18 protein-coding genes are annotated in these 21,679 nt (G+C 49.6%); 7 read left to right on the top strand and 11 right to left on the bottom strand.

What is annotated here, in order from left to right:
* The first annotated feature begins 162 nt into the window (after nucleotides 1-162).
* On the top strand, nucleotides 163-1,707 hold the full coding sequence (locus tag EHT25_RS05175; RefSeq protein ID WP_124871637.1) for a hypothetical protein: 1,545 nt from the start codon (nucleotides 163-165) through the stop codon (nucleotides 1,705-1,707).
* Nucleotides 1,708-2,000: 293 nt separating this feature from the next.
* Nucleotides 2,001-2,513 (top strand): RNA polymerase sigma factor, encoded by a 513-nt coding sequence (locus EHT25_RS05180; RefSeq protein WP_229311439.1) that lies wholly within the window; start codon nucleotides 2,001-2,003, stop codon nucleotides 2,511-2,513.
* 3 nt (nucleotides 2,514-2,516) lie between these two features.
* Here EHT25_RS05180 and EHT25_RS05185 read toward each other — a convergent pair whose 3' ends face one another.
* From EHT25_RS05185 to EHT25_RS05210, 6 genes are all read right to left on the bottom strand, one after another.
* Nucleotides 2,517-5,711, bottom strand: a complete 3,195-nt coding sequence (locus EHT25_RS05185) for an efflux RND transporter permease subunit (protein WP_124871643.1) — start codon at nucleotides 5,709-5,711, stop codon at nucleotides 2,517-2,519.
* 12 nt (nucleotides 5,712-5,723) lie between these two features.
* Nucleotides 5,724-6,890, bottom strand: a complete 1,167-nt coding sequence (locus EHT25_RS05190) for an efflux RND transporter periplasmic adaptor subunit (RefSeq protein ID WP_124871646.1) — start codon at nucleotides 6,888-6,890, stop codon at nucleotides 5,724-5,726.
* Nucleotides 6,891-6,930: 40 nt separating this feature from the next.
* The gene (locus EHT25_RS05195) at nucleotides 6,931-8,283 is read right to left on the bottom strand and encodes a TolC family protein (RefSeq protein ID WP_124871649.1); all 1,353 of its coding nucleotides are present in this window, start codon (nucleotides 8,281-8,283) and stop codon (nucleotides 6,931-6,933) included.
* A 121-nt stretch (nucleotides 8,284-8,404) separates the two neighbouring features.
* Nucleotides 8,405-8,914, bottom strand: a complete 510-nt coding sequence (locus EHT25_RS05200; RefSeq protein ID WP_124871652.1) for a shikimate kinase — start codon at nucleotides 8,912-8,914, stop codon at nucleotides 8,405-8,407.
* A gap of 25 nt (nucleotides 8,915-8,939) precedes the next feature.
* The gene (locus EHT25_RS05205) at nucleotides 8,940-10,088 is read right to left on the bottom strand and encodes a BT_3928 family protein (RefSeq protein WP_124871656.1); all 1,149 of its coding nucleotides are present in this window, start codon (nucleotides 10,086-10,088) and stop codon (nucleotides 8,940-8,942) included.
* Nucleotides 10,085-10,642, bottom strand: coding sequence for a DUF1599 domain-containing protein (locus tag EHT25_RS05210; RefSeq protein ID WP_124871659.1), 558 nt, complete (start codon nucleotides 10,640-10,642; stop codon nucleotides 10,085-10,087). Before EHT25_RS05210 ends, EHT25_RS05205 begins: the two co-directional genes overlap by 4 nt.
* Nucleotides 10,643-10,743: 101 nt before the next feature.
* Between EHT25_RS05210 and folP the strand changes: the two genes are divergently transcribed.
* The 3 genes from folP (at nucleotide 10,744) to EHT25_RS05225 (ending at nucleotide 12,939) form a co-directional block, all read left to right on the top strand.
* A complete protein-coding gene (gene folP / locus EHT25_RS05215) occupies nucleotides 10,744-11,592 on the top strand; it encodes a dihydropteroate synthase (protein ID WP_124871662.1) in 849 nt (282 codons plus the stop codon).
* A 34-nt stretch (nucleotides 11,593-11,626) separates the two neighbouring features.
* The gene (cdaA, locus tag EHT25_RS05220; RefSeq protein WP_374756149.1) at nucleotides 11,627-12,457 is read left to right on the top strand and encodes a diadenylate cyclase CdaA; all 831 of its coding nucleotides are present in this window, start codon (nucleotides 11,627-11,629) and stop codon (nucleotides 12,455-12,457) included.
* 188 nt (nucleotides 12,458-12,645) lie between these two features.
* The gene (locus EHT25_RS05225; RefSeq protein WP_124871668.1) at nucleotides 12,646-12,939 is read left to right on the top strand and encodes a hypothetical protein; all 294 of its coding nucleotides are present in this window, start codon (nucleotides 12,646-12,648) and stop codon (nucleotides 12,937-12,939) included.
* Nucleotides 12,940-12,963: 24 nt separating this feature from the next.
* On the opposite strand, the gene EHT25_RS05230 is transcribed toward EHT25_RS05225, so the two are convergent.
* From EHT25_RS05230 to EHT25_RS32585, 3 genes are all read right to left on the bottom strand, one after another.
* Nucleotides 12,964-14,259, bottom strand: coding sequence for a capsule assembly Wzi family protein (locus EHT25_RS05230; RefSeq protein ID WP_221622243.1), 1,296 nt, complete (start codon nucleotides 14,257-14,259; stop codon nucleotides 12,964-12,966).
* Between the two features lie 415 nt (nucleotides 14,260-14,674).
* The gene (gene glf, locus EHT25_RS05235) at nucleotides 14,675-15,817 is read right to left on the bottom strand and encodes a UDP-galactopyranose mutase (protein WP_124871674.1); all 1,143 of its coding nucleotides are present in this window, start codon (nucleotides 15,815-15,817) and stop codon (nucleotides 14,675-14,677) included.
* 83 nt (nucleotides 15,818-15,900) lie between these two features.
* Entirely contained in the window at nucleotides 15,901-16,077 is a 177-nt protein-coding gene (locus EHT25_RS32585) for a hypothetical protein (protein WP_185731285.1), read from the bottom strand.
* A 150-nt stretch (nucleotides 16,078-16,227) separates the two neighbouring features.
* Here EHT25_RS32585 and EHT25_RS05240 point away from each other — a divergent pair, with 150 nt between their 5' ends.
* Nucleotides 16,228-17,250 (top strand): S1C family serine protease, encoded by a 1,023-nt coding sequence (locus EHT25_RS05240; RefSeq protein ID WP_124871677.1) that lies wholly within the window; start codon nucleotides 16,228-16,230, stop codon nucleotides 17,248-17,250.
* Nucleotides 17,251-17,354: 104 nt separating this feature from the next.
* Here the strand turns inward: EHT25_RS05240 and EHT25_RS05245 are convergent, their stop codons facing one another.
* Nucleotides 17,355-18,881, bottom strand: a complete 1,527-nt coding sequence (locus EHT25_RS05245) for an RtcB family protein (protein ID WP_124871680.1) — start codon at nucleotides 18,879-18,881, stop codon at nucleotides 17,355-17,357.
* A gap of 62 nt (nucleotides 18,882-18,943) precedes the next feature.
* Nucleotides 18,944-20,059, bottom strand: coding sequence for a slipin family protein (locus tag EHT25_RS05250; RefSeq protein ID WP_124871683.1), 1,116 nt, complete (start codon nucleotides 20,057-20,059; stop codon nucleotides 18,944-18,946).
* A gap of 565 nt (nucleotides 20,060-20,624) precedes the next feature.
* Between EHT25_RS05250 and EHT25_RS05255 the strand changes: the two genes are divergently transcribed.
* Nucleotides 20,625-21,677, top strand: coding sequence for a helix-turn-helix transcriptional regulator (locus EHT25_RS05255; RefSeq protein ID WP_124871686.1), 1,053 nt, complete (start codon nucleotides 20,625-20,627; stop codon nucleotides 21,675-21,677).
* Nucleotides 21,678-21,679 lie beyond the last annotated feature (2 nt).

Consider the following 21,679-nt stretch of genomic DNA (forward strand, 5'->3'; position numbering starts at 1 on the left):
CGGGCTTTTTCGTTGTATAATCGTACCGAGATTGTCGGTTCGCTAAAACAAAAGAGGTATTGCAAACCGGTTTTAAACCAAACCGCCTGTAAATGCATCTATAGTTGGCAAGATGAATTTTAGACATCCGGTAATTCGTTACATTTATAGCAAACAACATCTATGAAAAATAGTATCTGCATCGTGGGGCTGCTTCTGTACGCAGGCACCGCGTTCGGCCAGGCCGATATTTATGCCGGGGACGCTTTTCGGTATTCGGAAGTAACGCAAACGGGTACGGCCCGGATGAAAGGTTTGGGTGGGAACCATGCCGGATTGGGTGGAGACATCAGTTCAACTTTTGGGAACCCGGCCGGTTTAGGCTTCTACAACCGATCTGAAATTAGCCTCAGCCCATCGTTTAATCTTTTGAATTCGCAGGCTACTTATATTGGAACACAGCGAACCACTAACAAGACGACCCCCAACATCAGTCAGTTTGGATTGGTGCTGGCCGGAAGTAAGCAAAACGACAACCGTCGCTGGCGCAGAACTGCTCTTGGAATTACGTATAATCGACAGGTGAGTCTGGCCAACAGCTTTGTTTTTGAAGGCCGAAATAACCGGAGTTCAATTGTCGATTCGTACATCGTCGATGCCAACAGCCGAAATCTGACCGGTGAACAGATTAATCAAGCCTATAATCAGAATACGAACGAAGCCGATTTTCTGTCTGCGGCTGCCTACCAAATGTATTTGATCAACGGCTCTCCCACCAGCAACACCGCCGTTACCGGCCCCCCTTATTTCCGGTACGATGCAACAAGACCAACTCAACAACTCAACACGTATGAGTCATCCGGAACTCATTCGCAGTGGACAATTGGCTATGCCGGTAATCTGGATGATAAACTATACATTGGTGCTTCCCTGGGCATCAGCCGGTTGCGGTTCAATTATGAGAATGTATACCGGGAAACCGTTGTCGGTGGTTTGGTTTTTAACAATTACAGCCAAACGGATAATTTCACGGTTACAGGCAACGGCATCAATTTCTCACTGGGAGTAATTTACAAGCTCGATCGAAGTTTGCAGTTGGGGGCGTACCTGACAACACCGACATTTAGCAGTGTGAAAGAAACGTTTGAACAGTCCATAAAAGTTGATGCCAAGGATCCGACTTTACCCCTGCAACAAAACGAGGTTTTTGTCGTACCCAACAATTTTGACTATTCGATGACAACGCCCCTGCGCGCATCCGGTGGTTTGACTTATTTTCTGGGGTCGGGAAAGATCGGTTTCATTACCGCAACGGCTGACTACGTTGGTTATGCCGGAATGCGGGTCACGACCAACGTCTATGATGCGCAGGGCAATACCGACTTTAAAAATGACGTTAAACGAGCGGTGCAGGGCACTTACCTGAACGTGGTTAACCTGCGCGCCGGTGCCGAAATCCGGGCCGGTTTGTTGAGGTTCCGGGGTGGTGTTGCCTATTTGCCTGATCCTTATAAACAAAAACTGAATGACATCGACCGTAGTAAAGTCCTTATCTCCGGCGGACTTGGCGTTCGCACCGATCGATTCTTTCTCGACGGCAGTGTGACTTACAATACGCTTAAATCAGCTTACACACCTTATTCATTGCCAAATGCTTCTGATTTTGCCTCAGCTCAGATCAACTCCAAGCTGACTAATATCACTGTTACGGCTGGCGTATTTTTCTAGTTGTATTTTAAATGGTTTGAAAAGGCTTCCCGTCAAACAGGAAGCCTTTTTTATTATCCATCGATTTAGAAGTAAGTATTTTTCGGGCCTGAATATGGTTATTTCATTACCAAATAATTACTTCCCGAACAATTTCGGATAAAGCGAGTTAAGTAGTAAAATTAAGTAGCTCATGCGTTGACATGCGGGATGGAAACCGGGCTATGAGAATCAGGTCTAGTCATCATGTCAATTCTGTTACATTATTGAAAAAGCCATTTACAACCGCTTGTGAAACCGCTCTGATTGAAGGTTTGAAATCCCATAGCCGGGTTGCTTTCAGTCATCTGTATGATCGCTACGCAGCTACGCTCCTGGGTGTTATTTCAAAAATTGTAAAGGACGAAACGGAAGCCGAGGATTTGCTTCAGGATACATTCGTTAAAGTCTGGAAGAATATTCATCGGCATGATCCGACAAAAGGGCGGTTATTCACCTGGCTGTTAAACGTGGCCCGAAATACCGCCTTCGATCATTTACGTTCTCACAAAAAAGCGTCCCACGTCGAATTACCGATGGACAGCTATTTGCCCGGCATGTATTTAACGCTTAACAACGTTGGTTATATCGGATTCAGTGATGCCGTGAATACAACGCTTGACCCCCGACATTGGCAAATCATTGAACTTATTTATTTTCAGGGGTATACACAGGTGGAAGCGGCTCACAAACTTGATCTGCCGCTCGGAACGGTGAAAACCTGGACGCGTCTGGCATTAATCCAGCTGCGCCAGACGTTTCAGGCCGATCAGTTTGCTTTCCAATAACTTCTACAGCGCTACACCGTCATTTTCCTGAAGCTGCATTTCCGGTTTTTTCGCCTGTTCTTTCAGTTCAGCCAGTTTTTTCTTTCCGTACGCAAAGCGGGTGATCACAACAAACAGCACCGGCACTACGAAAATAGCCAATGAGGTAGCGGCCAGCATCCCGCCAAAAACCGTCCAGCCAATCGTTTTCCGCGCAACGGCACCCGCCCCACTCGCAAATACCAGCGGTAATACGCCCAGTATAAACGCCAGTGACGTCATGATGATGGGCCGAAGCCGGAGCTTGACGGCATCGAGTGTCGACTCCAGCAAATCCATCCCTTTGTCAACACGTTCTTTGGCAAATTCCACGATCAAAATGGCATTTTTAGCCGCCAGACCAATCAACGTAATCAACCCAATTTGGGCGTACACGTTGTTGCTCAGGTACGGAATCAGCGTCAGCGTAAGAATGGCCCCGAACGCTCCGATGGGTACGGACAACAAAACCGCAAACGGAACCGACCAGCTTTCGTAGAGAGCCGCCAGAAACAGAAACACGAACAGAATCGACAGACCGAATATGTAAACCGTGCTAGAGCCGGAACTGATCTCTTCCCGACTTAAACCGGAAAAGTCATAGCCGTATCCAGCCGGTAATACTTTATCGGCCACTTCCCGCAAGGCCTGAATCGCCTGCCCGCTACTATAACCGGGTTTCGGACTTCCGTTAATTTCGACGGAACGAAACAGGTTATAATGGGAAATCAGGGGCGCATTTTCAATGACTTCCGTTTTGATAACCGTACTGAGTGGTACCATGCCCCCGGCCTGGTTACGGACAAAATACCGATTCAATTGCTTGATTTCCGAGCGGTAGGCCGTATCGGCCTGAGCCACCACGCGGAATTTCCGGCCATAAACGATGAAGTCGTTGACGTAGATACTCCCTAGATAGGTTTGCATCGTTGTGTATACTTCGCTGACGTTTATGCCCAGTTTCTTACATTTTTCCCGATCGACATCGACCCGGAATGCCGGGGTTTTGGAGGTGAAATACGTAAAGGCGCGGGCGATTTCGGGCCGTTTGTTCGTTTCTGCCAGAAAATTCTGTACCACTTTATCAAATGCCTTGACATCATCCGTGCTTTCACGCTGTTCGATCTCAAATGTAAAACCGGCGGTTTGCCCTAAACCCGGAATCGCCGGGGGTGGAATAACGACGACACTCGCTTCCTTGATCGACGAAAGTGCGCGCTGGAGCTTCACCACCACCGAGTCGATTTGAACTGATTTATCCTTTCGTTCATCCCAGGGTTTCAATTGGGTAAAAACCGTACCACTGTTCGATTTACTGGAAAATGTAACAGCGTTCAAACCACCCAATGCCGAAAAGTGGGCAACGTAAGGCTGCTTTTTCAGGATATCCATCACCCGGTTTAAAACCGCCAAACTACGGTTGGTCGAAGCGGCTTCTGGAATTTCGTACGTAATGATCACCCGGCCTTCATCTTCCGTCGGAATAAAACCGGTCGGTTTGCTTTTAAACAGAAAACCGGTGCCTACGAATAAGCAGGCCAGCATAATCAACACCAATGGTGATGCCTTAATTAGGCGATTCACTCCGCCACCGTAAGCGTTGGCAGTACGTTCGAACCATTTATTAAATTTGAAAAAAAACCAGTTCAAGCCCCTGGATTTCTCGTTCATTTCGGTTGGTTTCAGCATCAGCGCGCACAAGGCTGGCGTCAGTGAAAGAGCGATAAAGGCCGAAATCAATACCGAAACCGCAATCGTGATGGCGAATTGCTGATAAAGTCGCCCGACAATTCCAGGAATAAATCCTACTGGAACAAATACGGCGGCCAGAATCAGGGCAATGGCAACAACCGGTCCCGAAATGTCCCGCATCGCTTTTCGGGTAGCTTCTTTGGCCGATATTCGCTCGGTATCGATGTAGTGCTGAACGGCTTCAACCACCACAATGGCGTCATCGACCACAATTCCGATGGCCAAAACGAAACCAAACATGGTCAGCGTATTGATCGTAAAACCCAGCGGGATGAAAAAGGCGAACGTTCCGAGAATGGAAACCGGAATAGCCAATACCGGAATCAGGGTTGCCCGCCAGCTTTGCAGGAACAAAAACACCACAATAATAACCAGGCCTAGCGCTTCCAGCAAGGTTTTAACGACCTCATCGACCGAAACCTGCACCACCGAAACCGACTCAAAAGGAACCACATAGTCGATGTCGTTCGGGAACGATTCTTTGAGTTTGTCCATAGCGGCATAAACCCCTTTAGCCGTGGAAAGGGCATTGCTACCCGGCAACTGATAAAGCAGCAGATAGGCCGCCCGGTTGCCATCGACAAACGAATTGCTGACGTAACTGAACTTTCCGAGTTGAACCCGCGCCACATCTTTCAGGTAAACGATGGAACCAATTGATGGTTTACTCCGCACAACGATGTTCCGAAAATCTTCTTCCTTGCTCAATCGGCTGTTGGTAAAAACCGTATACTCAAAGGATTGCGAAGATTGCTGCGGAGGAGCCCCCACGGAACCGGCGGCAACCTGGAGGTTTTGCTCCTGCAAAGCTGCTACAACGTCGCCAGGGGTCATTCCGAGCTGGGCAATTTTGTCGGGTTGCAACCAGATCCGCATACTAAAGTCATCGGCGCGGGAGAAAATATCACCAACTCCTTCGACCCGCAGTAAGGCATCCCGAATAAAAATATTGGCGTAATTGTCCAGAAAGGAAACGCCGTGGGTTTTGTTGGGCGAATAAATGGCGACCAGCATAAACAAGCTCGGATTCCGTTTGCGCACGGTCAAACCAAGCCGAGTCACTTCGGAAGGCAACTGGGGCTGAGCAATCCCGACCCGGTTTTGCACATCGAGGGCCGCAATGTTCACGTCCGTACCCACGTCGAAGGTCACGTTCATCGTCATCCGGCCGTCGCTGGTGCTGTTACTTTGCAGATACAGCATGTTTGGCGTACCGTTTACCTGCGTTTCGATGGGGGTTGCCACGGTTTGTTCCACGGTTTGCGCATCGGCACCGGTATAAGTTCCCGTCACCTGCACAACCGGGGGCGTGATGTCAGGATATTGGCCCACCGGGAGTTCCAGAATGGCCAGAATCCCAAGCAATACAATGACTATGGAAATAACAATGGCCGTTACGGGCCGGTTGATGAACGTATTGGCAAACATTTTTAAAGCTGATTAGCGGGTTTGACCGGTTGTTGACTGAGCCGCAGTGGGTGCCTGCGCCACCGCAGCCGAATCACTTACGACTTTCACAACCGCCCCATCCCGCAGTTTCTGGATACCTTCTGTCACAATTTTATCTCCCTCACGAATACCGTCTTTCACCACGATGTTGGGTCCAATGCGGTTTCCAAGCGAAATTTTCCGCTGAAATACTTTGCTGCTGTCACCAAGCACATAGACAAAATATTCACTCATCTGCTCCGTAACCGCTTTGTAGGGAATCAGCAGCCGCTGGCCCGAATCACTGTTCAGGACCCGAACGTTTCCGTTCATGCCGGATTTTAACATTTTTTGATTGTTGGCAAAAAATAAACGCACTTTAAGCGTCCCGGTTTGGGGATCGACGGCACGGTCTATAATCCCAACTTTGCCCGAAGCTTTGTAGGGCTGTCCGCCAGCCAGAATAAAGACGAACGTTGAGTCCGTAATTTTCTGATTTTGAAACCGGACGAATCGCGGAATATCCGTTTCGTCCACCGAAATATCGACCGCAATGGGATTGTCTGACGAGATCGTGTTCAGCAGGGTTTGTCCCGGCGACACCGCAGCACCAAGTTTTACCTGAGAAATGCCAATCGTTCCGGTTAAGGGGGCTTTGATCGTGGCGTATTCCAGATTAGTGGATACGCGCGACACATTCGCCCGCGCTGCGGCCACCTGCATTTTGGCGGATTCAAGCGCAGCTTCGGCGTTATCGACAACCTGTCGGGCAATGGCGTCCTGTTTCGCCAGCGTTTCGTACCGATCGGCGTCCTTCTGAGCCCGGTTCAGGTTAGCGAGTGCCACGTTGACATTCGCAACGGCTTCGTCATAATTGGCCTGATATTGCTGTTTATCAATCTCGTACAGCTTTTGTCCTTTGGATACGATCTGGCCTTCTGTAAAGAAAATGCCGGTGATGTAACCGGTGATCTGTGGGTAAATTTCTACCTGATTCAAGGGCGTTACGGTAGCCGGATATTCATCGTAATAAACGGCGGACCCCTGGTTGGCAACGGCAACCACAACCGAAGTCGGTGGTGGCGGCCCCTGCTGGGCCTGTTTTTTATCTCCTCCGCAAGCCATCAAACCCGATAGCACGATCAGCGGTACGAAAAAAGTATGCAGAAAACTCTTCATCCGAAATGATCTATGTATAAATAAACTTTGCTAGTTGATTTTAGTAGTTTTGAACCGTTCCCAGCGCGCGCTGCACATCCAGCTTGCTGGCCAGCACCTGATAAAGGGCGTTGAAAAACGTCAGCTGGGTAGTCCGCAGGTCATTCTGCGCAATAATCACATCCAAATAAGCCCGAACGCCCGAACGATATTGCAGTTGAATCACCCGGTAAACATCGTTAGCCAGATCCAGATTTTCCTGCAAGGCCCGGTAATTCGCCAGATTGCCTTTGTAATTGGCCATCGCCTGGCGGTATTCCGTCGTTACGGTATTCGACAGATTGGTTAAATCCCACTGTGAACGCTGGAGTCTTAATTCGGCAATCCGGGATTCCTGAACGCGCTTGCCGCCCTGATAAATCGGCATGGCAATCGTTAGGCCGATGAGCGAGTTCGGGAAATTCCGACTGTATAATTTGGCAAATTCACTATTCTGAAAAACGAAATTATAACTTGCCGAAGCCGAAACCGTCGGTAAGTACGCCCACTTATTGTATAACACATTGGCTTTCAGCAATTCCTGCTGCGTCCGCAACAACTGAAATTCGATCCGACTTTCCGGTTTTACCAGTTGCAGCGTATCAATAAATACTTCATTGGCCAGTTGCAGCGTATCGTAGGCTACTTTCAGTTCAGCGTTGGCCGGATAACCCATTAACTGTTTGAGCAACTGCGCTTTCCCGCCAATCTGTTCCTGAGCCTGTTTGCGTTGCGCCCGCGAATTGTTCAGGGCGATCGACGCCCGTTTGTAATCCGTCCGATCGACCAAACCGCTTTTGTATTGATTGGTGGCATCCTGCAAACTGCGCTCCAGCCGGACGATGTCGCCGTCCAGGATGTCGACTTGTTTTTGCGTAAGAATCAGATCATAAAAGGCTTTGCTCACATTGACCGTTACGTCGATCTGGTTGTTGACGAGCGACTGACGGGCCTGTTCCCGGTAGGTATCCGCCGTTCGGCTGGCCAGTAATACGTCCCGGTTGAAGATGTTCTGGCTGAGTGAAAACTGAAAGTTCGACAGGTTGGCGACCCCCGTCGTTACCGCGACCCGCTCCGGCGAAGTAGGATTACTAAAATTGGGGAAAAGCGAAACGGGAAGTTTCAAATACCGCTGCAGGTTGTAAGCCCCGGAAATTTGCGGCAACCAACTCGATAACGTACTGCGAATGGTACGTTCAGCAATCTGTTGGTCGATCTCGGCCTGTTTAATAACCGGCTGGTGCTGAAGGGCATACTGAACACAACTTTGTAAAGTAGCCTGTTGTAATGTGGAATCAGTAGACTGTTGCGAAAATGAAATATATGGCCCAAAACTAATCAGGCAGGCAATCAGGTACTTTTTCGCTACTATCATATAAGTATACGGCGCAATTTGCCTTTTTAATACGGCACTTGGGGGAAGCAAACTGTATTGAATACATATTGAAAGTTTTAAATGGTTCCGGGAAAGCGAAAAGATTATTGAATAGCCACAGCTACAAATACTTTTCAATTTGCTTACTGAGCTCGTCCACAACGGTTTCGCCCGGAATAATTAAATCCGCCTGGGTATAATAAAACCGGCGGTCAGCATATTTCTGACGCAGATTTTCCAGTAAAGTCGGGTCCTGCCGGTTGAAAAGCGGCCGATCGTCCAGCCGATGGCGAAGCATCCGTTCCAGCAATTGCTCCGGGGCCACATCCAGAAAAATACTGAATCCAGACGCCTTGATGTACTCCATGTTACCGTGAAAACAGGGCATTCCCCCTCCCGTTGCCACCACCAGCTGACTTCCGGGTTGAATGGTGTGCAGAACCCGGCTTTCCACTTCCCGAAAATAGGCTTCACCGTCGGTCTGGAAAATCGAATTAATACTACGCCCGTTTTCTTCCTGAATAATCAGTTTATCCGTATCAACGAATCGATAGGCCAAGTGGCGGGCCAGCCGTTTGCCCAGGGTGGTTTTCCCCGACGAAGGCATCCCGACCAAAAAAATATTCTTCATTTGAAACACCCTGACAGGCAAATACTTAATTACTTTTCACTAGCGCTGCAACCTCATCCGGACCGGGTGTGTCGGCATGGTGCCATTTGCCTTTTACCACGCCATTGTTGATCAACCACAGGCCGGGATTGGAGCGAACGATGGTTTTCAAAACCGTTGCATCAGCTTTATAAACCGGTATCGCAAGCTGGTATTCATGCCGGAAATCGTTGATTTGCTTGTCACTCACCGAGGTTAGAATCATCGGCTTTACATTTTTATCCTCAACGCCTTTCATCAACTTTCGAATGGCAGACATATTGCCGATGTTCAGGTCTTCCAGATCCCGGATAATAAGCATCAGTTTAGCGCCTTCGAACGTGGCCTGTGTAAAATCGCCTTCGTCGTTCCAAACCCGGTAATCCGTAATCTTGGGTTTAGCCGATTCGTTCAGCAAAATCATTTCCTTGAACTTATAGGTGGTGTCGGTCGGGTATTTTTCAAGTTCGACTTCCTTGCCGTCCTTCTCCATTTTGTAGGAAAACCTTAATGGTTCAGATGGTTGCATCTCGGCCGGAATGTTTTTCCCAACGGCATACGGTAACAAATCGAGCGGTGGAAGGTGCTGAATGGCATACACTCCGATGCCCAGCGAAAGTACCGTAGCCAGCCCCACCAGAAAACCGGTGCGTGTATTCCGGAAAACGTGCCGTTGCCAAATGATGACCAGAATCAGAATGAGCAGAAAAATATCTTTGCTAAAAGAAGTCCACGGTTTTAGCTTGATCGCGTCACCAAAACATCCACAGTCCGTTACCTTGTTGAAATAAGCTGAATAGAAAGTCAGAAAGGTGAAGAATACAATCAGGGCCAGCAATATCCAGGACGTCGATCGCATTCGGTACGACAACAACAAAGCCACACCCAGGACCACCTCAGCCGTACAGAAAAAAACCGATAAGACCAGGGTAAAAGGAATCAGGCCGTGGAAAAAACCGGCCATTGCCGGCACATCCAGCGCAAAAACCTCGAAATATTCGGTGAGCTTGATTTGAGTGCCCACCGGATCATTGATTTTAATCAGGCCGGAAAAAATAAAAATAACGGCAACCACAAAACGGGCCGATTGCGCCACAACGCGCTGCCAGGTAGCCGGTTTGCGGCTGGCAACGGCACGGGTTTTACTAGCGTTCATTCAGGTACAGAGGTTTCTACTACGTCTAATTTGATTAAACAGAACACGGCATAATTAATCATGTCCATGTAGTTTGCATCGACGCCTTCCGAAATCAGGGTTTTGCCCAGATTGTCTTCAATTTGTTTCGTACGAAGCAATTTCATCAGTATAATGTCCGTCATGGAACTCACCCGCATCTCGCGCCAGGCTTCGCCGTAATCGTGGTTTTTGGCAAATAACAATGCCATCACCCGTTCTATCTGGCGATCGTATAATAAAGTAATGGCCTCCACCGATAGTTCCATTTCGTCGCTATCGGCCAGTTCCAGCTGGATCAGCGCCATCACGCAATAATTGATAATTCCCATGAACTCAGGCACAACACCTTCATCAACACGCTGTGTTCCGAGTTCCTGTAAAGTCCGAATACGTTGAGCTTTGATGTAAATCTGATCCGTGATGGAGGGTAAGCGCAGAATGCGCCAGGCCGTACCGTAGTCTTTATTCTTTTTCTGAAAAACCTCTTTGCAGAGTTGAATGACTTGCCGATATTGAGCTTCGGTTTGCAACATACGTTGGAATCTTCAGTTGTCAGTCTTCCGTAGCCATTCGATTTTCTGCCGCATTCTGATTCATACTGAAGAATCGCATCCGAAGACTACCCACTAATTTCATGCCGAAAGTTAACAAAAAAACGCTCAATCTGCGGGGAAATGTTCTGGATCTGGCGACGCCGGTGGTCATGGGAATACTGAACGTTACGGCAGATTCGTTCTATGCTGAAAGCCGGGTTCAGTCTGTCGATCAGGCAGTTGACCAGGCGGGAATCATGATTTTGGAAGGAGCGTCAGTGCTGGATATTGGCGGTTATTCGACCCGACCGGGCGCGATAGATATTGATTCCGAAGCGGAAGCGAACCGGGTTTTGCCTATTTTTGAAGCGCTGGTGCGGGCTTTTCCCGATTTTGCGCTTTCGGTCGATACGTTTCGGGCGTCGGTAGCCCGTCAGGCGGTTGAGGCAGGTGCGGTGATGGTGAACGATGTTTCGGGCGGAACCCTCGATCCGCTTATGTTCGAAACCGTGGCGCAACTGGGCGTTCCGTATGTCTTAATGCACATGCGCGGCACTCCGCAAACCATGACCGAACATACGGTTTATCAGAATCTGGTACCGGACATTCTGTTCGAAATGCAGGAACAATTCTTAAAACTTCGGGCGTTGGGGCAAAATGATATTTTGATCGACCCCGGTTTTGGGTTTGCCAAAACACCGCAGCAGAATTTTCAGTTGCTGAATCAGCTGGAGTCTTTTCAGTCGTTTCATGCTCCGTTGCTGGTGGGACTCTCGCGTAAATCGACCATCTGGCGGACCCTGAACATCCGGCCCGAAGAAGCCCTGAATGGCACGACGGTTTTGAATACGATTGCCCTGACGAAAGGGGCGGCTATTTTACGGGTGCACGATGTGCGTGAAGCGGTCGAAGCGATTCAATTATTGAACAGTTGCCGGTCGGCAGGGTAAAACCGAAAACCGCCAGCCAAACACTATCTCTAGTATGAAAATTGGATTTCTCGATATCGAATGGTTTGACGTTCTGGACGTTCTGCTGCTGGCTTTCCTGCTTTACCAGATTTATTTTCTGGTCAAAGGCACCATCGCCAGCCGGATTTTCCTGGGTTATCTGCTGATTTATTTACTCTATCTGGTCGCCAAAGCCATCGGTCTGGAGTTATTAACCACCATTCTGGGCTACTTTATCAGTGTAGGAGCCTTGGCCCTGATCATCATTTTCCAGCAGGAAATCCGCCGGTTTTTGCTTATCATCGGAAAATCGACCAACATCGCCAACAGCCGATTTGTCATGCGCTGGTTTCGCCAACCGTCGGTTGCCGAGCCCTCCACGCCCTTAAAACCCATCGTCGATGCCTGCAAATCCATGTCTTCGGAATTTACCGGCGGTTTGATCGTGGTGGCCAAAAACGACGATCTGGAGAAATTCATCCTGACGGGTGACCGACTGGATGCGTTTATTTCCAAACGTCTGCTGTTGTCCATCGCCGGACAATACAGCCCCTTACGCGACGGCGCTGTCATCATTTCTGAAGACCGAATTCGGGCGGCCCGCTGTATTTTACCCATTTCGGAGAACGATGAAATACTGACGTCAACTGGTTTTCGGCACCGGGCGGCCATCGGAATCAGCGAAGTAACCGATGCGGCCGCCATCGCCATTTCTGAAGAAACCGGTCGTATTTCGCTGGCCATCGACGGTGAATTATACCCCAACATTTCCTCCTCCGAACTGGAAGAAAAGCTCCAGCAATACCTGCTTGAATCAAACCGGGTACGAAAACGGGAAGGCGGGAAAGACACGCCCGTTGAATGAAAATGAAGTTACTAATTTTGCGGGTTAATTAACTCTTAATCAAATAAATCGTTAGAAAGTCTACTAAAAAAACCGCTAGCTAACTTTGAGCATTTAATCGGGCGATTCTGAATACATTTATCCGTTCGGTGATGTAAACTGTATCGGATTTGATTATTAACCTGCCCATCATAAACACTCAAACGGCTATGCTATCGCAATGTGAATACAATTTACTGCCCTTGCCGACCCGGGCCGAACTGCTTTGGCAACACGGTCAACACCTCATGGATCGGCAGTCGCCCCCTTTCACGGTTAGCCTGTATTTGATTGGCGATTTCTTTGTCGAAGCCTATTTCAGCGAAAGCAATTATTACAAAGGCAATCACGAATTGCTGCACCTGTTTGCCTTGCGAATGAAAGCCAGCCGAAAGTCGGGCCATTCGCATCCTTTCGAACCCTACCTCGACCAGATCGACCTGAATCTGCCGATTCAAGTCTGATTTCTAAAAACCGTACTGCTGTTGTCATCGCCAGTTTTTCCGAAGACCAAAGTAAATACCCGTGCTGTTCCTGTAAAGTCGGCCCACATCGGTCGCCAGTGAAACGGTTCCCTGCATTCCTTCTAACCACGACAGCGGAAAATAGCCCGTTGCAAGGGCGGAGAACTGACGAATGCGTTCCGGAAATGGCTGGGAATACGTCCCATAATTATCACTGAGCGAACACTTTAGCTGAAATGCGTACACATGCCGATAGAAACCGGAAACGCCCAGATGAAATACGCGCACCCGGTTGTTGTTCGAAAACCCGGATAAATTCCGGGTATAATACCGTGGCAAAGCCGGATCGGTGTCCACTGCGGGCGGGATGAACGGCGTCCCGATGGTTCGGCCCCTATACGACCAGCCGTCGATGTATTGTCCGTGATTAAAGTAGTTGTCGGCACCCCGGTCTTTATCCCGATCTCCAAATGTAGATCCTCCCTGACTTTTGGTGTATAAAAACTCCAGAACGGCAGTTTGAATAGACCATTTTCCCGAAACCGCCTTGTTGTTCCGAAACCGGATACCGTTCAATCCATCGGCGATGTTGGTCAGGTAGTAAAGTGACCCGTCATCGTAAATACTTTGGCGATAAAAAAACAGCGAATAGGTACGGGCAAGAATTTCGAAGGCAATATCGATGGTGCCCAGGTGATTGCCCACGCGGTTTCCTCGGTCGTTTTTGCTGTATTCCGTCGTGTCGATATTGTCACCTTTGGCGGCCAGCGATAAGCCAGTGACGGCATTCAGGTAATTCTTAAAACCGCCCGGAAACCGTCCATTCTTGATCACATCGTCGCCCGTAATTACCTCACTCCGACCAGCCCACTGCACCTGGTGATTAAAACCGCCGTAAAACCGGACGGGCCAGGAAGACTTTCCCAGCCGACCATATAACGCAAGCTGGTGCAGGTAGGAATGTGTGACAACGCCCTGATTGCCAAACCACCCGTGGGCAAACGATCCCCGAAACGACAAGGCACCTTTGGTAAAACCGATGGGCGTATACTCGGCCAGTGAAAGTTGAATTTTCGGCATCGGAAGCGCGTTCCCCGACCAGATGTACGCGCCCGTTCCCATGGTAGAGTCTGCCAGTCCAACCGTTTCCCGGCGTCGGCCGACCAAAAGTTCCAATCCCCGAATTTTTCCTTTTACGTAGGCTTCCGGTAGTAGAAAGGCGGATCGTCTCGTCACATTTCCGACGAGTTCCAGCCCATAACCCCAGGAGGCATTCCGGTTTTTTGTTGAAGGTACGTTTTCGCGCGTTGAATTATCCAAACCGTAATCTGCCCTGATTCCAGCTCTTGCACGTAAAAACGGGGATGTGTTGGGAACAATCCCGTATTGATTCGACCGAAGCCAGAAAGGTGTCCGACCGGTGCTACGGGAAAAACCAAGTTCCGTGAAGATATGAACCGGCGTTTTTTTGATAACTGATCGGGTCGAGTCTTGTCCGTTCACCCGATTTGTGCACCCTAACAAGCTTAAGCCAGCCAGAAAAAATAGCCTCATATAACATTGTCTAAAATAAATTACCCGATTTACTTTAGACGGTATTTCCGGCAATAAGTAATTCTTTGCTTGGCTGGAATCGTAAATAAAGCAGGAATAGCCATTCCCGATTTGCCCGTTCCCGGTTCAGGGGTTCAAGTCAGATCGGAAACGGCTATTCTTATAGTGATCGAGACCGCGCTTATTTAGTCTCTATTTTACCTGCAGCAACGTCCGCCAGCGAATCTGCTCCAACAATTTTCTTGTACAGTGTCAGAGCCTGAGCAACGACCTGATCCATGTTGTAATAGCGATAAGTCCCGAGTCGCCCGACAAAATGGACATTTTCCTGTTGGTCAGCCAGTTGTTTGTATTTCCGGTAGAGTTCTGCGTTTTCAGGCATCGGCACCGGGTAGTACGGATCCCCTTCCGACTGCGGATATTCAAACGTAATGCTGGTTTTGGTCGGATGTTCCTGGCCGGTCAAATGCTTGTATTCGGTGATCCGGGTGTAGGCATTGTCGTTCGGGTAATTCACCACGGCCACGGGCTGATGCCATTCTTCATTGAGGGTTTTATGCTCGAAATGCAGCGATCGGTATGGCAGTTTACCAAAACAATGATCAAAATATTCGTCAACCGGGCCGGTATAGATGAGCTGGTCGTATGACAAATTGTCCTTCACTTCTTTAAAATCCGTGCCCAGCATCAGCGTAATGTTCGGATGATCGACCATTTTCTCGAACATCTTCGTAAAACCGTGCAAGGGCATCGACTGAAACTGATCCCCAAAATACCGGTCGTCCTGATTGGTGCGGGTCGGAATCCGGGAGGTGACCGATTTATCCAGTTCGGACGGATACACGCCCCATTGTTTCTTGGTATAATTTTTGAAAAACTTCTCGTAAAGATCGCGCCCAACCTGACTAACTACCACATCCTCAGACGTTTTAATGTCGTCAACCGGCTCGCCAACGGTTTTGAAATATTCCGCGAGTTCTTCCGACGTAAAGTTTTTACCATACAGTTTATTAACTGTATCCAGGTTAATCGGTATGGGTAACAATTGCCCTTCCACCGACGCCAGCACCCGGTGTTCGTAGGGCCGCCATTCCGTAAAATTAGACAGGTAGCCAAACACTTCCGGCGAATTGGTGTGGAAGATGTGCGGTCCGTAAAGGTGGATTAAAATACCGTCTTCGTTGTAATAATCGTATGCGTTTCCGCCGATGTGGGGGCGTTTGTCGATCACCAGGACTTTTTTCCCGGACTGGCTGGCCAGACGTTCGGCCAACACACTACCGGCGTATCCGGCTCCAACAATTGCAAAGTCGTACTGCTGCATAAACAGGCAAAAATGAGGTTTTTTTAGAGACTTAAAACTAATGATTTTTCTTCAATCGACCGTTGCCGTTCGGGTTTCCTTATTTAACGTACCCGGAATTTACGGCGAACCTCATTGATCAGGAATTTTTTCCGGGTGGTAAAACTCTCCGGATGCTGCAATTCAAACTCGGCTTTCCATTCGGTAAACCGAACAGGTTCGTGCTGTTTAAACTGGTTTTCGTCAATCTTTTTACTGAGTAGGTATTCCTCAAAAGTCATTTTTTCGAAAGGTAAACGGGAGAATAGCGAATAACTCGGCAGCCGCTGCCAATGCGGTTTTTCGTTCCTGACAATTTGACGGTATTAGTTGCAGTGTCCGCCCTGGTACGCAATTTGAAAGTTGCATCTACAACTAACAGTTTTCAGGATATGGAATTACAATTTGTAACCGATACCGGAGTCGATCCGATTCCCGGCGGAATAGCCGGTCAGGATGCGCCCCTGCTCGATGCGTACTCCAATACGGTAGTAAATGTAGCGAAAAAAGTAAGCCAGTCGATTGTTCAGATTAAAGTAAGCGGCCGGGCTAAAGAAGGAACGCAGCCCACCCGTGGTCGCGGACAACAGGATGGCGGCACCGGTTCAGGCTTCCTTATTTCGTCGGATGGGTACGTCATTACCAACAACCACGTGGTGGCCGGAGCGACGAAAATCGAAGTAGCCCTGCCCGATGGCCGGGATTTTATGGCCACCCTCATTGGCCGTGACCCGGCGACCGATATTGCCGTGATTAAAATTTACGGAGAAGGTCTGAAAGCCATCCGGTTTGCCGATTCCAAACAGGTGCAGGTCGGCCAAATTGCGATTGCGGTCGGGAATCCCTACGGTTTTCAATATTCGGTCACGGCGGGGGTGGTCAGTGCGCTGGGCCGCACGCTCCGCTCCGAATCCGGCCGGTTGATCGACGATGTGATTCAGACCGACGCGTCACTGAATCCGGGCAATTCGGGGGGGCCACTGGTCAACTCACAGGGTGACGTAATTGGGGTCAATACCGCCGTTATTCTGCCTGCTCAGGGGATTTGTTTTGCGGTTTCGTCAAATTTAACCGCATTGGTTGCCGGGAAGCTGATCATGCACGGCCGCGTACGTCGCGGTTATCTGGGCATTTCCGGGCAACTCATCAACCTGACCGAACGCATCAAGCAGTATAACCACCTGAACGCTAAAACCGGTGTCATTGTGGTCAGCACCGAAGCCGATGGCGTTTCGTACAATAGTGAGCTGCAACCGGGTGATATCATCGTTGAATTCAATCAGCAGGCCGTGGCTTCGGTCGATGATCTCCATCGATTATTGACGGAAGAAACGATTGGCCAACGCATTTCGATGACCGTTTTGCGCGATAATTTGCGCCAGAGCATTGTCGTAATTCCGGGTGAAGTCCGATGAGGTTACGTAAAAAACCGTGAACAAGAAACCCGCATTAACGGATTTCCGGTTCACGGTTTTTCTTATTTTCAACTGCCAAAAACCGCTCGGCAACAATCCCACGTTTAATCTTCCCGGCCCTCTTTTCGGTTGGCATCGGCCATGCGAACAATCTTGGGTGTAAACCTGGCCAGCACCGAAACCAGTTCGTTCTGAGCGCCAATCACAGTTTCAATGTCTTTGTACACCATCGGCGCTTCGTCCAAATCGCCACCAATCAGTTCAATCCCGGCTTCCTTCAATGCCTTGTTCAATTGGGAACGCGTCAGGGATGCAAAGGCCTTCGTTCGCGACATCAGCCGTCCGGCTCCGTGTGATGCCGACTGCAACGAATCCGCATCCCCGCGTCCGCGCACCACAAAACCGGGTTGGGTCATCGATCCCGGAATAATTCCCAGCACATTGGAACCGGCGGGTGTTGCACCTTTGCGATGCACGACCACTTCACGGCCATCCGCCAGGGTTTCTTTCCAGGCAAAGTTGTGGTGGTTTTCGACCATCGCCAGCGGTTTTTGCCCCAGCGCCTTCGCCAGCTTATGGTGAATTTCGTGGTGGTTCGCCGACGCGTATTCACCCGCCAGGTTCATCGCAATCCAGTATTCCAGCCCTTCTTCCGTATTCAGATCAAGCCAGGCCAAATGGGCCGCCGGTTTGGGCAAACGGGTTTTCTGCATGGCGAGTTTGGAATAATAATTGGCCACCGCACCACCAAACCCCCGCGAACCGGAATGCGACAGCAGCGCCAGGTATTCGCCCGGTGGCAGATTCAGCTGATCATCCGGTTCATACACATCCACCAGTCCCCACTCCACAAAATGATTACCGGTTCCGGAGCTTCCCAGTTGCCGATAGGCTTTGTCTTTCAGATCCCGAATCACTTTGGTGGCCTGCCATTCCGGCAAATCCATGACGGTTTCATCAAATTTGTCACGGACTTCGCCCCCCATTCCAAACCGGGTTTGCTCCACCAGCGATTTTTTCAGTAAATGCGGTTCACGCTTCAAAAAAGCCGCCGGTAAATCAAACACCGACAGGCACATCCGGCACGCAATATCGACACCCACCGCATACGGAATCACGGTATTTGCTTCCGTTGCCAGCACCCCACCAATGGGTAAACCGTAACCTTGATGGGCGTCGGGCATGAGCGCTCCGGCCACCGAAATAGGCAGACTGGTCGCTATTTTCATTTGCTCCAGCGCACCTGCTTCGATGTAATCGCGCCCAAAAACCGTGTAAGGAACGGCTTCAGGCCGTAACTCAAAACCCTGCATCATTTGTTGACCCCTGGCATCCAATTCATACGGCGCTGGCTCGGCGGGCAAATAGGCTTTTCCGGTTTCGCTGAGCGGAACGGCAATGCCCCGTTTGTTCAGGTCGTAAATCGACTGCGCCAGATTGGTGACTTTATTTTTGGAAAAGGCAAATTTCTTCGGGTTTTGCAGCATTTGGGCCAGCAATCCCAGAACCTTTTCTTTGGTATAATTCCGATGTTGAATCAGCCCGTTTGCGACACGCAAAAAACCGGTATGCAACGACTCCGGGATTGGTCCCAATGCCAGAATGTCTTCCAGTAATACCAATGATTCCATGATTGAAAATAAGTATGGAACGGTCAGAAAATAGTACTTCCAGACCGTTCCTGGATTTTTCCCTACGAATTACGCGTTCGTCCACGCACAAATAGCTGTTTCAGCTGATCGACCATCGAGCCATCGCTGGAAACGGAAATCGTTTGGATTTTGTCCGCAATTTTCTCGACGTATTCCATTTCTTTCAATTTCCAGAGCATCTCGTTGTCTTCCATCAGTTTGGCCGTGTTCAGCAGACTGCGGGTCGATGCCGTTTCTTCCCGTCGCATGATGCTGTTGGCCTGAGCTTTCTTCTCCGCCATCAACACCTGGTTCAGGATGTCGCGCATATCGCCCGGCAGAATGATATCCCGCACCCCGCCCGTCCGCAATTCAGCCCCGAGCCGGTCGGCTTTTTCGGCAATCAACTGCAGAATAGAAGGAGCCACTTCGCTTTTTTTGTCCAGCAGTTCATCAAGCGTTAATCCGCCGACGTATTCCCGAAGCGCCAACTGAACCAGAACGTATAACTGCTTTTCATATTCCCTGTTTTCGACGAGCGCCTTCACGACGTCAACGATTAGGTACTGTGCAAAGAAACTCAGCCGCAGCGACGCCTTGTCTTTGGTCAGCATTTCCTGTCCCGACACTTCCATCTGCTGCTGCCGCGTATCCACTTTCGCGACGTGAACCGGTGTATTGTTTTTCCACCAGTAATAGGTTCCGGCTGACAATAAACGGCTGAAATTCCAGTCGATGAACAGGACTCCCTTCTCGTGGGCTTCAACGGTATGCGTCCGCACAAATGCCGAAAGGTGCTGAGGCATCAGGGTGACCAGATCAATATTCACCGGAATATCAAGTTGGCTGATATCCGCTTTCATGTACTCAAACTGCTTTACTCCTTTCCAGTATGCCCACCGACCTTTTGTCAGAACAGTCTGAAAAAGCCCCCTTTCGTATTGCAGGGCAATTTCATTGTCTTTCACCTCCACGACGTCGATCAGGGCAGCGATTTCCGGCTGTTCCAGCAAAACGGACAGGTCGTACGGAACCGAAGGAACCGGCGTTCCCTGAACAAAAACCGAGACGGTTTCGCCCGGCCAGATCCAGTGCTTTCCTTCAAGAAGCACTCGTTTAAATGCGTCATGTTTAAAAACCAGCCCCACTTGACGGGCCAGCACGCGAACCATTTTCATTGTTACAGTTGGATAAACTAACTTTTCTTTTTCAGATTACCGTTCGGAATTACCCATTCAGCAAGGGCGGAGGCCCGTTGGCATGGATTTCGGCCTGGTATTGTTGAGAAAGGATTCGATCCGGAACAGGGTTGATACACCCCAGGGGCCTTTTCACCCATGGTTCCGAAGCAAGTGCTTTTTCAAAATCAACCGGCACTCTACCCACGCAAAAACCGGCCCGCTGGCCCTTTCCAAATCGTTGCGAATCGATTTGGATTCGCAACCAGGTAATTCCTTACGGTTTTATCGAGCTGGAGACCCTTTTGAAAAAGGGTCGGCTTCCATCCACCAGGTCAACACGACGGTTGAGCGGGATTCGAACCCGCACCAGGAAAGTCGAACGCAGCTCTCACCAACAGCATATCGGGATCAGCCAGGGGCTGCGACACTTCGGGGCCTTTCAGAAACCCGCGACCGGTTTGGCTAATTGCCTTTCGACGGCAACAAAGGTTGGAGCGAACTGCGCATTCTTTTTGCGCAGATGCACTTTTTTAGTTATTTTTTCAAAAATTTCTTTTTGAAAATGCCCGCCAACCGAAATGCCCTCCTTCGGTACAAAACCCTCGATGCCTGCCTGCGTAACCGACAGCGGCTGTGGACGCTCGACCAATTGATCGAAACCGTGTCCGAAGCACTTTATGAGTACGAGGGAATGGACAAAGGCATCAGCCGACGCACCATTCAGGCCGATCTGCAAATGATGCGGAGCGATAAGCTTGGGTATTTTGCGCCCATCGTTGTCGTCGAAAAAAAATACTACACCTACGAAGACCCGACCTACAGCATCACCAATATTCCGCTGACCGACAGCGATTTGCAGCGAATGAACGAAGCGGTTGAGGTGTTGAAGCAGTTCCGGGGGTTTTCGCATTTTACGTCGCTCAACGAGGTGGTTCAGAAACTCGAAGATCACGTGTATTCGACGGTTCAGAAATCGGCGCCGGTGATCGATTTTGAAAAAAATGAAGCCTTGAAAGGACTGCATTTTCTGGAAGAAATTTACCAGGCGGTTATCCAGAAAAAGGCGCTGTCTATTGAATACCAGTCCTTTTCGGCCCGGGCCCCTCAACTCATTATCTTTCATGTCTGGTGGTTAAAAGAGTTCAAAAACCGCTGGTTTGCGGCCGGGATTCGGGACGGGGAAGAAAAATACGGCCTGATGCACCTCGCGCTCGACCGAATGATCGCCATCGAAACCGCTCCCGCGATCGACTATTTCGTCAATCAATCGATCAACCCGAGCCTGTTTTACCGGGATGTAATCGGTGTTTCGGTGAGTGAAAACCTCCGCCCGATTCGGGTTAAATTGTTTGTGCCGCGCCCGCAGGCGCCCTACGTCGAAACAAAACCGCTCCATCATTCCCAGCAAGTGGTAGAGCGAACGGCCGAAGGGATCATTATTCAGCTACTGGTGCAGCATAATTACGAGTTGGAGAAAGAAATTCTGGGATTTGGCGAAGGCATGATTGTGCTGGAACCCGAACGGCTGCGAACGGCGATTCGACAGCGCCTGCAAGCCGGACTGGATGCCTATGGAATCAGGGATAAACCGTCTGCCACAACTTCTGGTCTCTAAGC

The sequence above is a fragment of the Larkinella rosea genome (assembly GCF_003858635.1).
In the GTDB taxonomy this organism is placed as follows: Bacteria; Bacteroidota; Bacteroidia; order Cytophagales; family Spirosomataceae; genus Larkinella; species Larkinella rosea.

Excerpts from the sequence above, each read along its gene's own strand:
- EHT25_RS05195 (WP_124871649.1), bottom strand. The coding sequence starts at position 8,283 with ATGATAGTAGCGAAAAAGTACCTGATTGCCTGCCTGATTAGTTTTGGG.
- EHT25_RS05245 (WP_124871680.1), bottom strand. The coding sequence starts at position 18,881 with ATGGAATCATTGGTATTACTGGAAGACATTCTGGCATTGGGACCAATC.
- EHT25_RS05190 (WP_124871646.1), bottom strand. The coding sequence starts at position 6,890 with ATGAAGAGTTTTCTGCATACTTTTTTCGTACCGCTGATCGTGCTATCG.
- EHT25_RS05175 (WP_124871637.1), top strand. The coding sequence starts at position 163 with ATGAAAAATAGTATCTGCATCGTGGGGCTGCTTCTGTACGCAGGCACC.
- EHT25_RS05255 (WP_124871686.1), top strand. The coding sequence starts at position 20,625 with ATGCCCGCCAACCGAAATGCCCTCCTTCGGTACAAAACCCTCGATGCC.
- glf (WP_124871674.1), bottom strand. The coding sequence starts at position 15,817 with ATGCAGCAGTACGACTTTGCAATTGTTGGAGCCGGATACGCCGGTAGT.
- EHT25_RS05210 (WP_124871659.1), bottom strand. The coding sequence starts at position 10,642 with ATGTTGCAAACCGAAGCTCAATATCGGCAAGTCATTCAACTCTGCAAA.
- EHT25_RS05185 (WP_124871643.1), bottom strand. The coding sequence starts at position 5,711 with ATGTTTGCCAATACGTTCATCAACCGGCCCGTAACGGCCATTGTTATT.
- EHT25_RS05250 (WP_124871683.1), bottom strand. The coding sequence starts at position 20,059 with ATGAAAATGGTTCGCGTGCTGGCCCGTCAAGTGGGGCTGGTTTTTAAA.
- EHT25_RS05240 (WP_124871677.1), top strand. The coding sequence starts at position 16,228 with ATGGAATTACAATTTGTAACCGATACCGGAGTCGATCCGATTCCCGGC.
- folP (WP_124871662.1), top strand. The coding sequence starts at position 10,744 with ATGCCGAAAGTTAACAAAAAAACGCTCAATCTGCGGGGAAATGTTCTG.
- EHT25_RS05205 (WP_124871656.1), bottom strand. The coding sequence starts at position 10,088 with ATGAACGCTAGTAAAACCCGTGCCGTTGCCAGCCGCAAACCGGCTACC.
- EHT25_RS05225 (WP_124871668.1), top strand. The coding sequence starts at position 12,646 with ATGCTATCGCAATGTGAATACAATTTACTGCCCTTGCCGACCCGGGCC.
- cdaA (WP_374756149.1), top strand. The coding sequence starts at position 11,627 with ATGAAAATTGGATTTCTCGATATCGAATGGTTTGACGTTCTGGACGTT.
- EHT25_RS32585 (WP_185731285.1), bottom strand. The coding sequence starts at position 16,077 with ATGACTTTTGAGGAATACCTACTCAGTAAAAAGATTGACGAAAACCAG.
- EHT25_RS05200 (WP_124871652.1), bottom strand. The coding sequence starts at position 8,914 with ATGAAGAATATTTTTTTGGTCGGGATGCCTTCGTCGGGGAAAACCACC.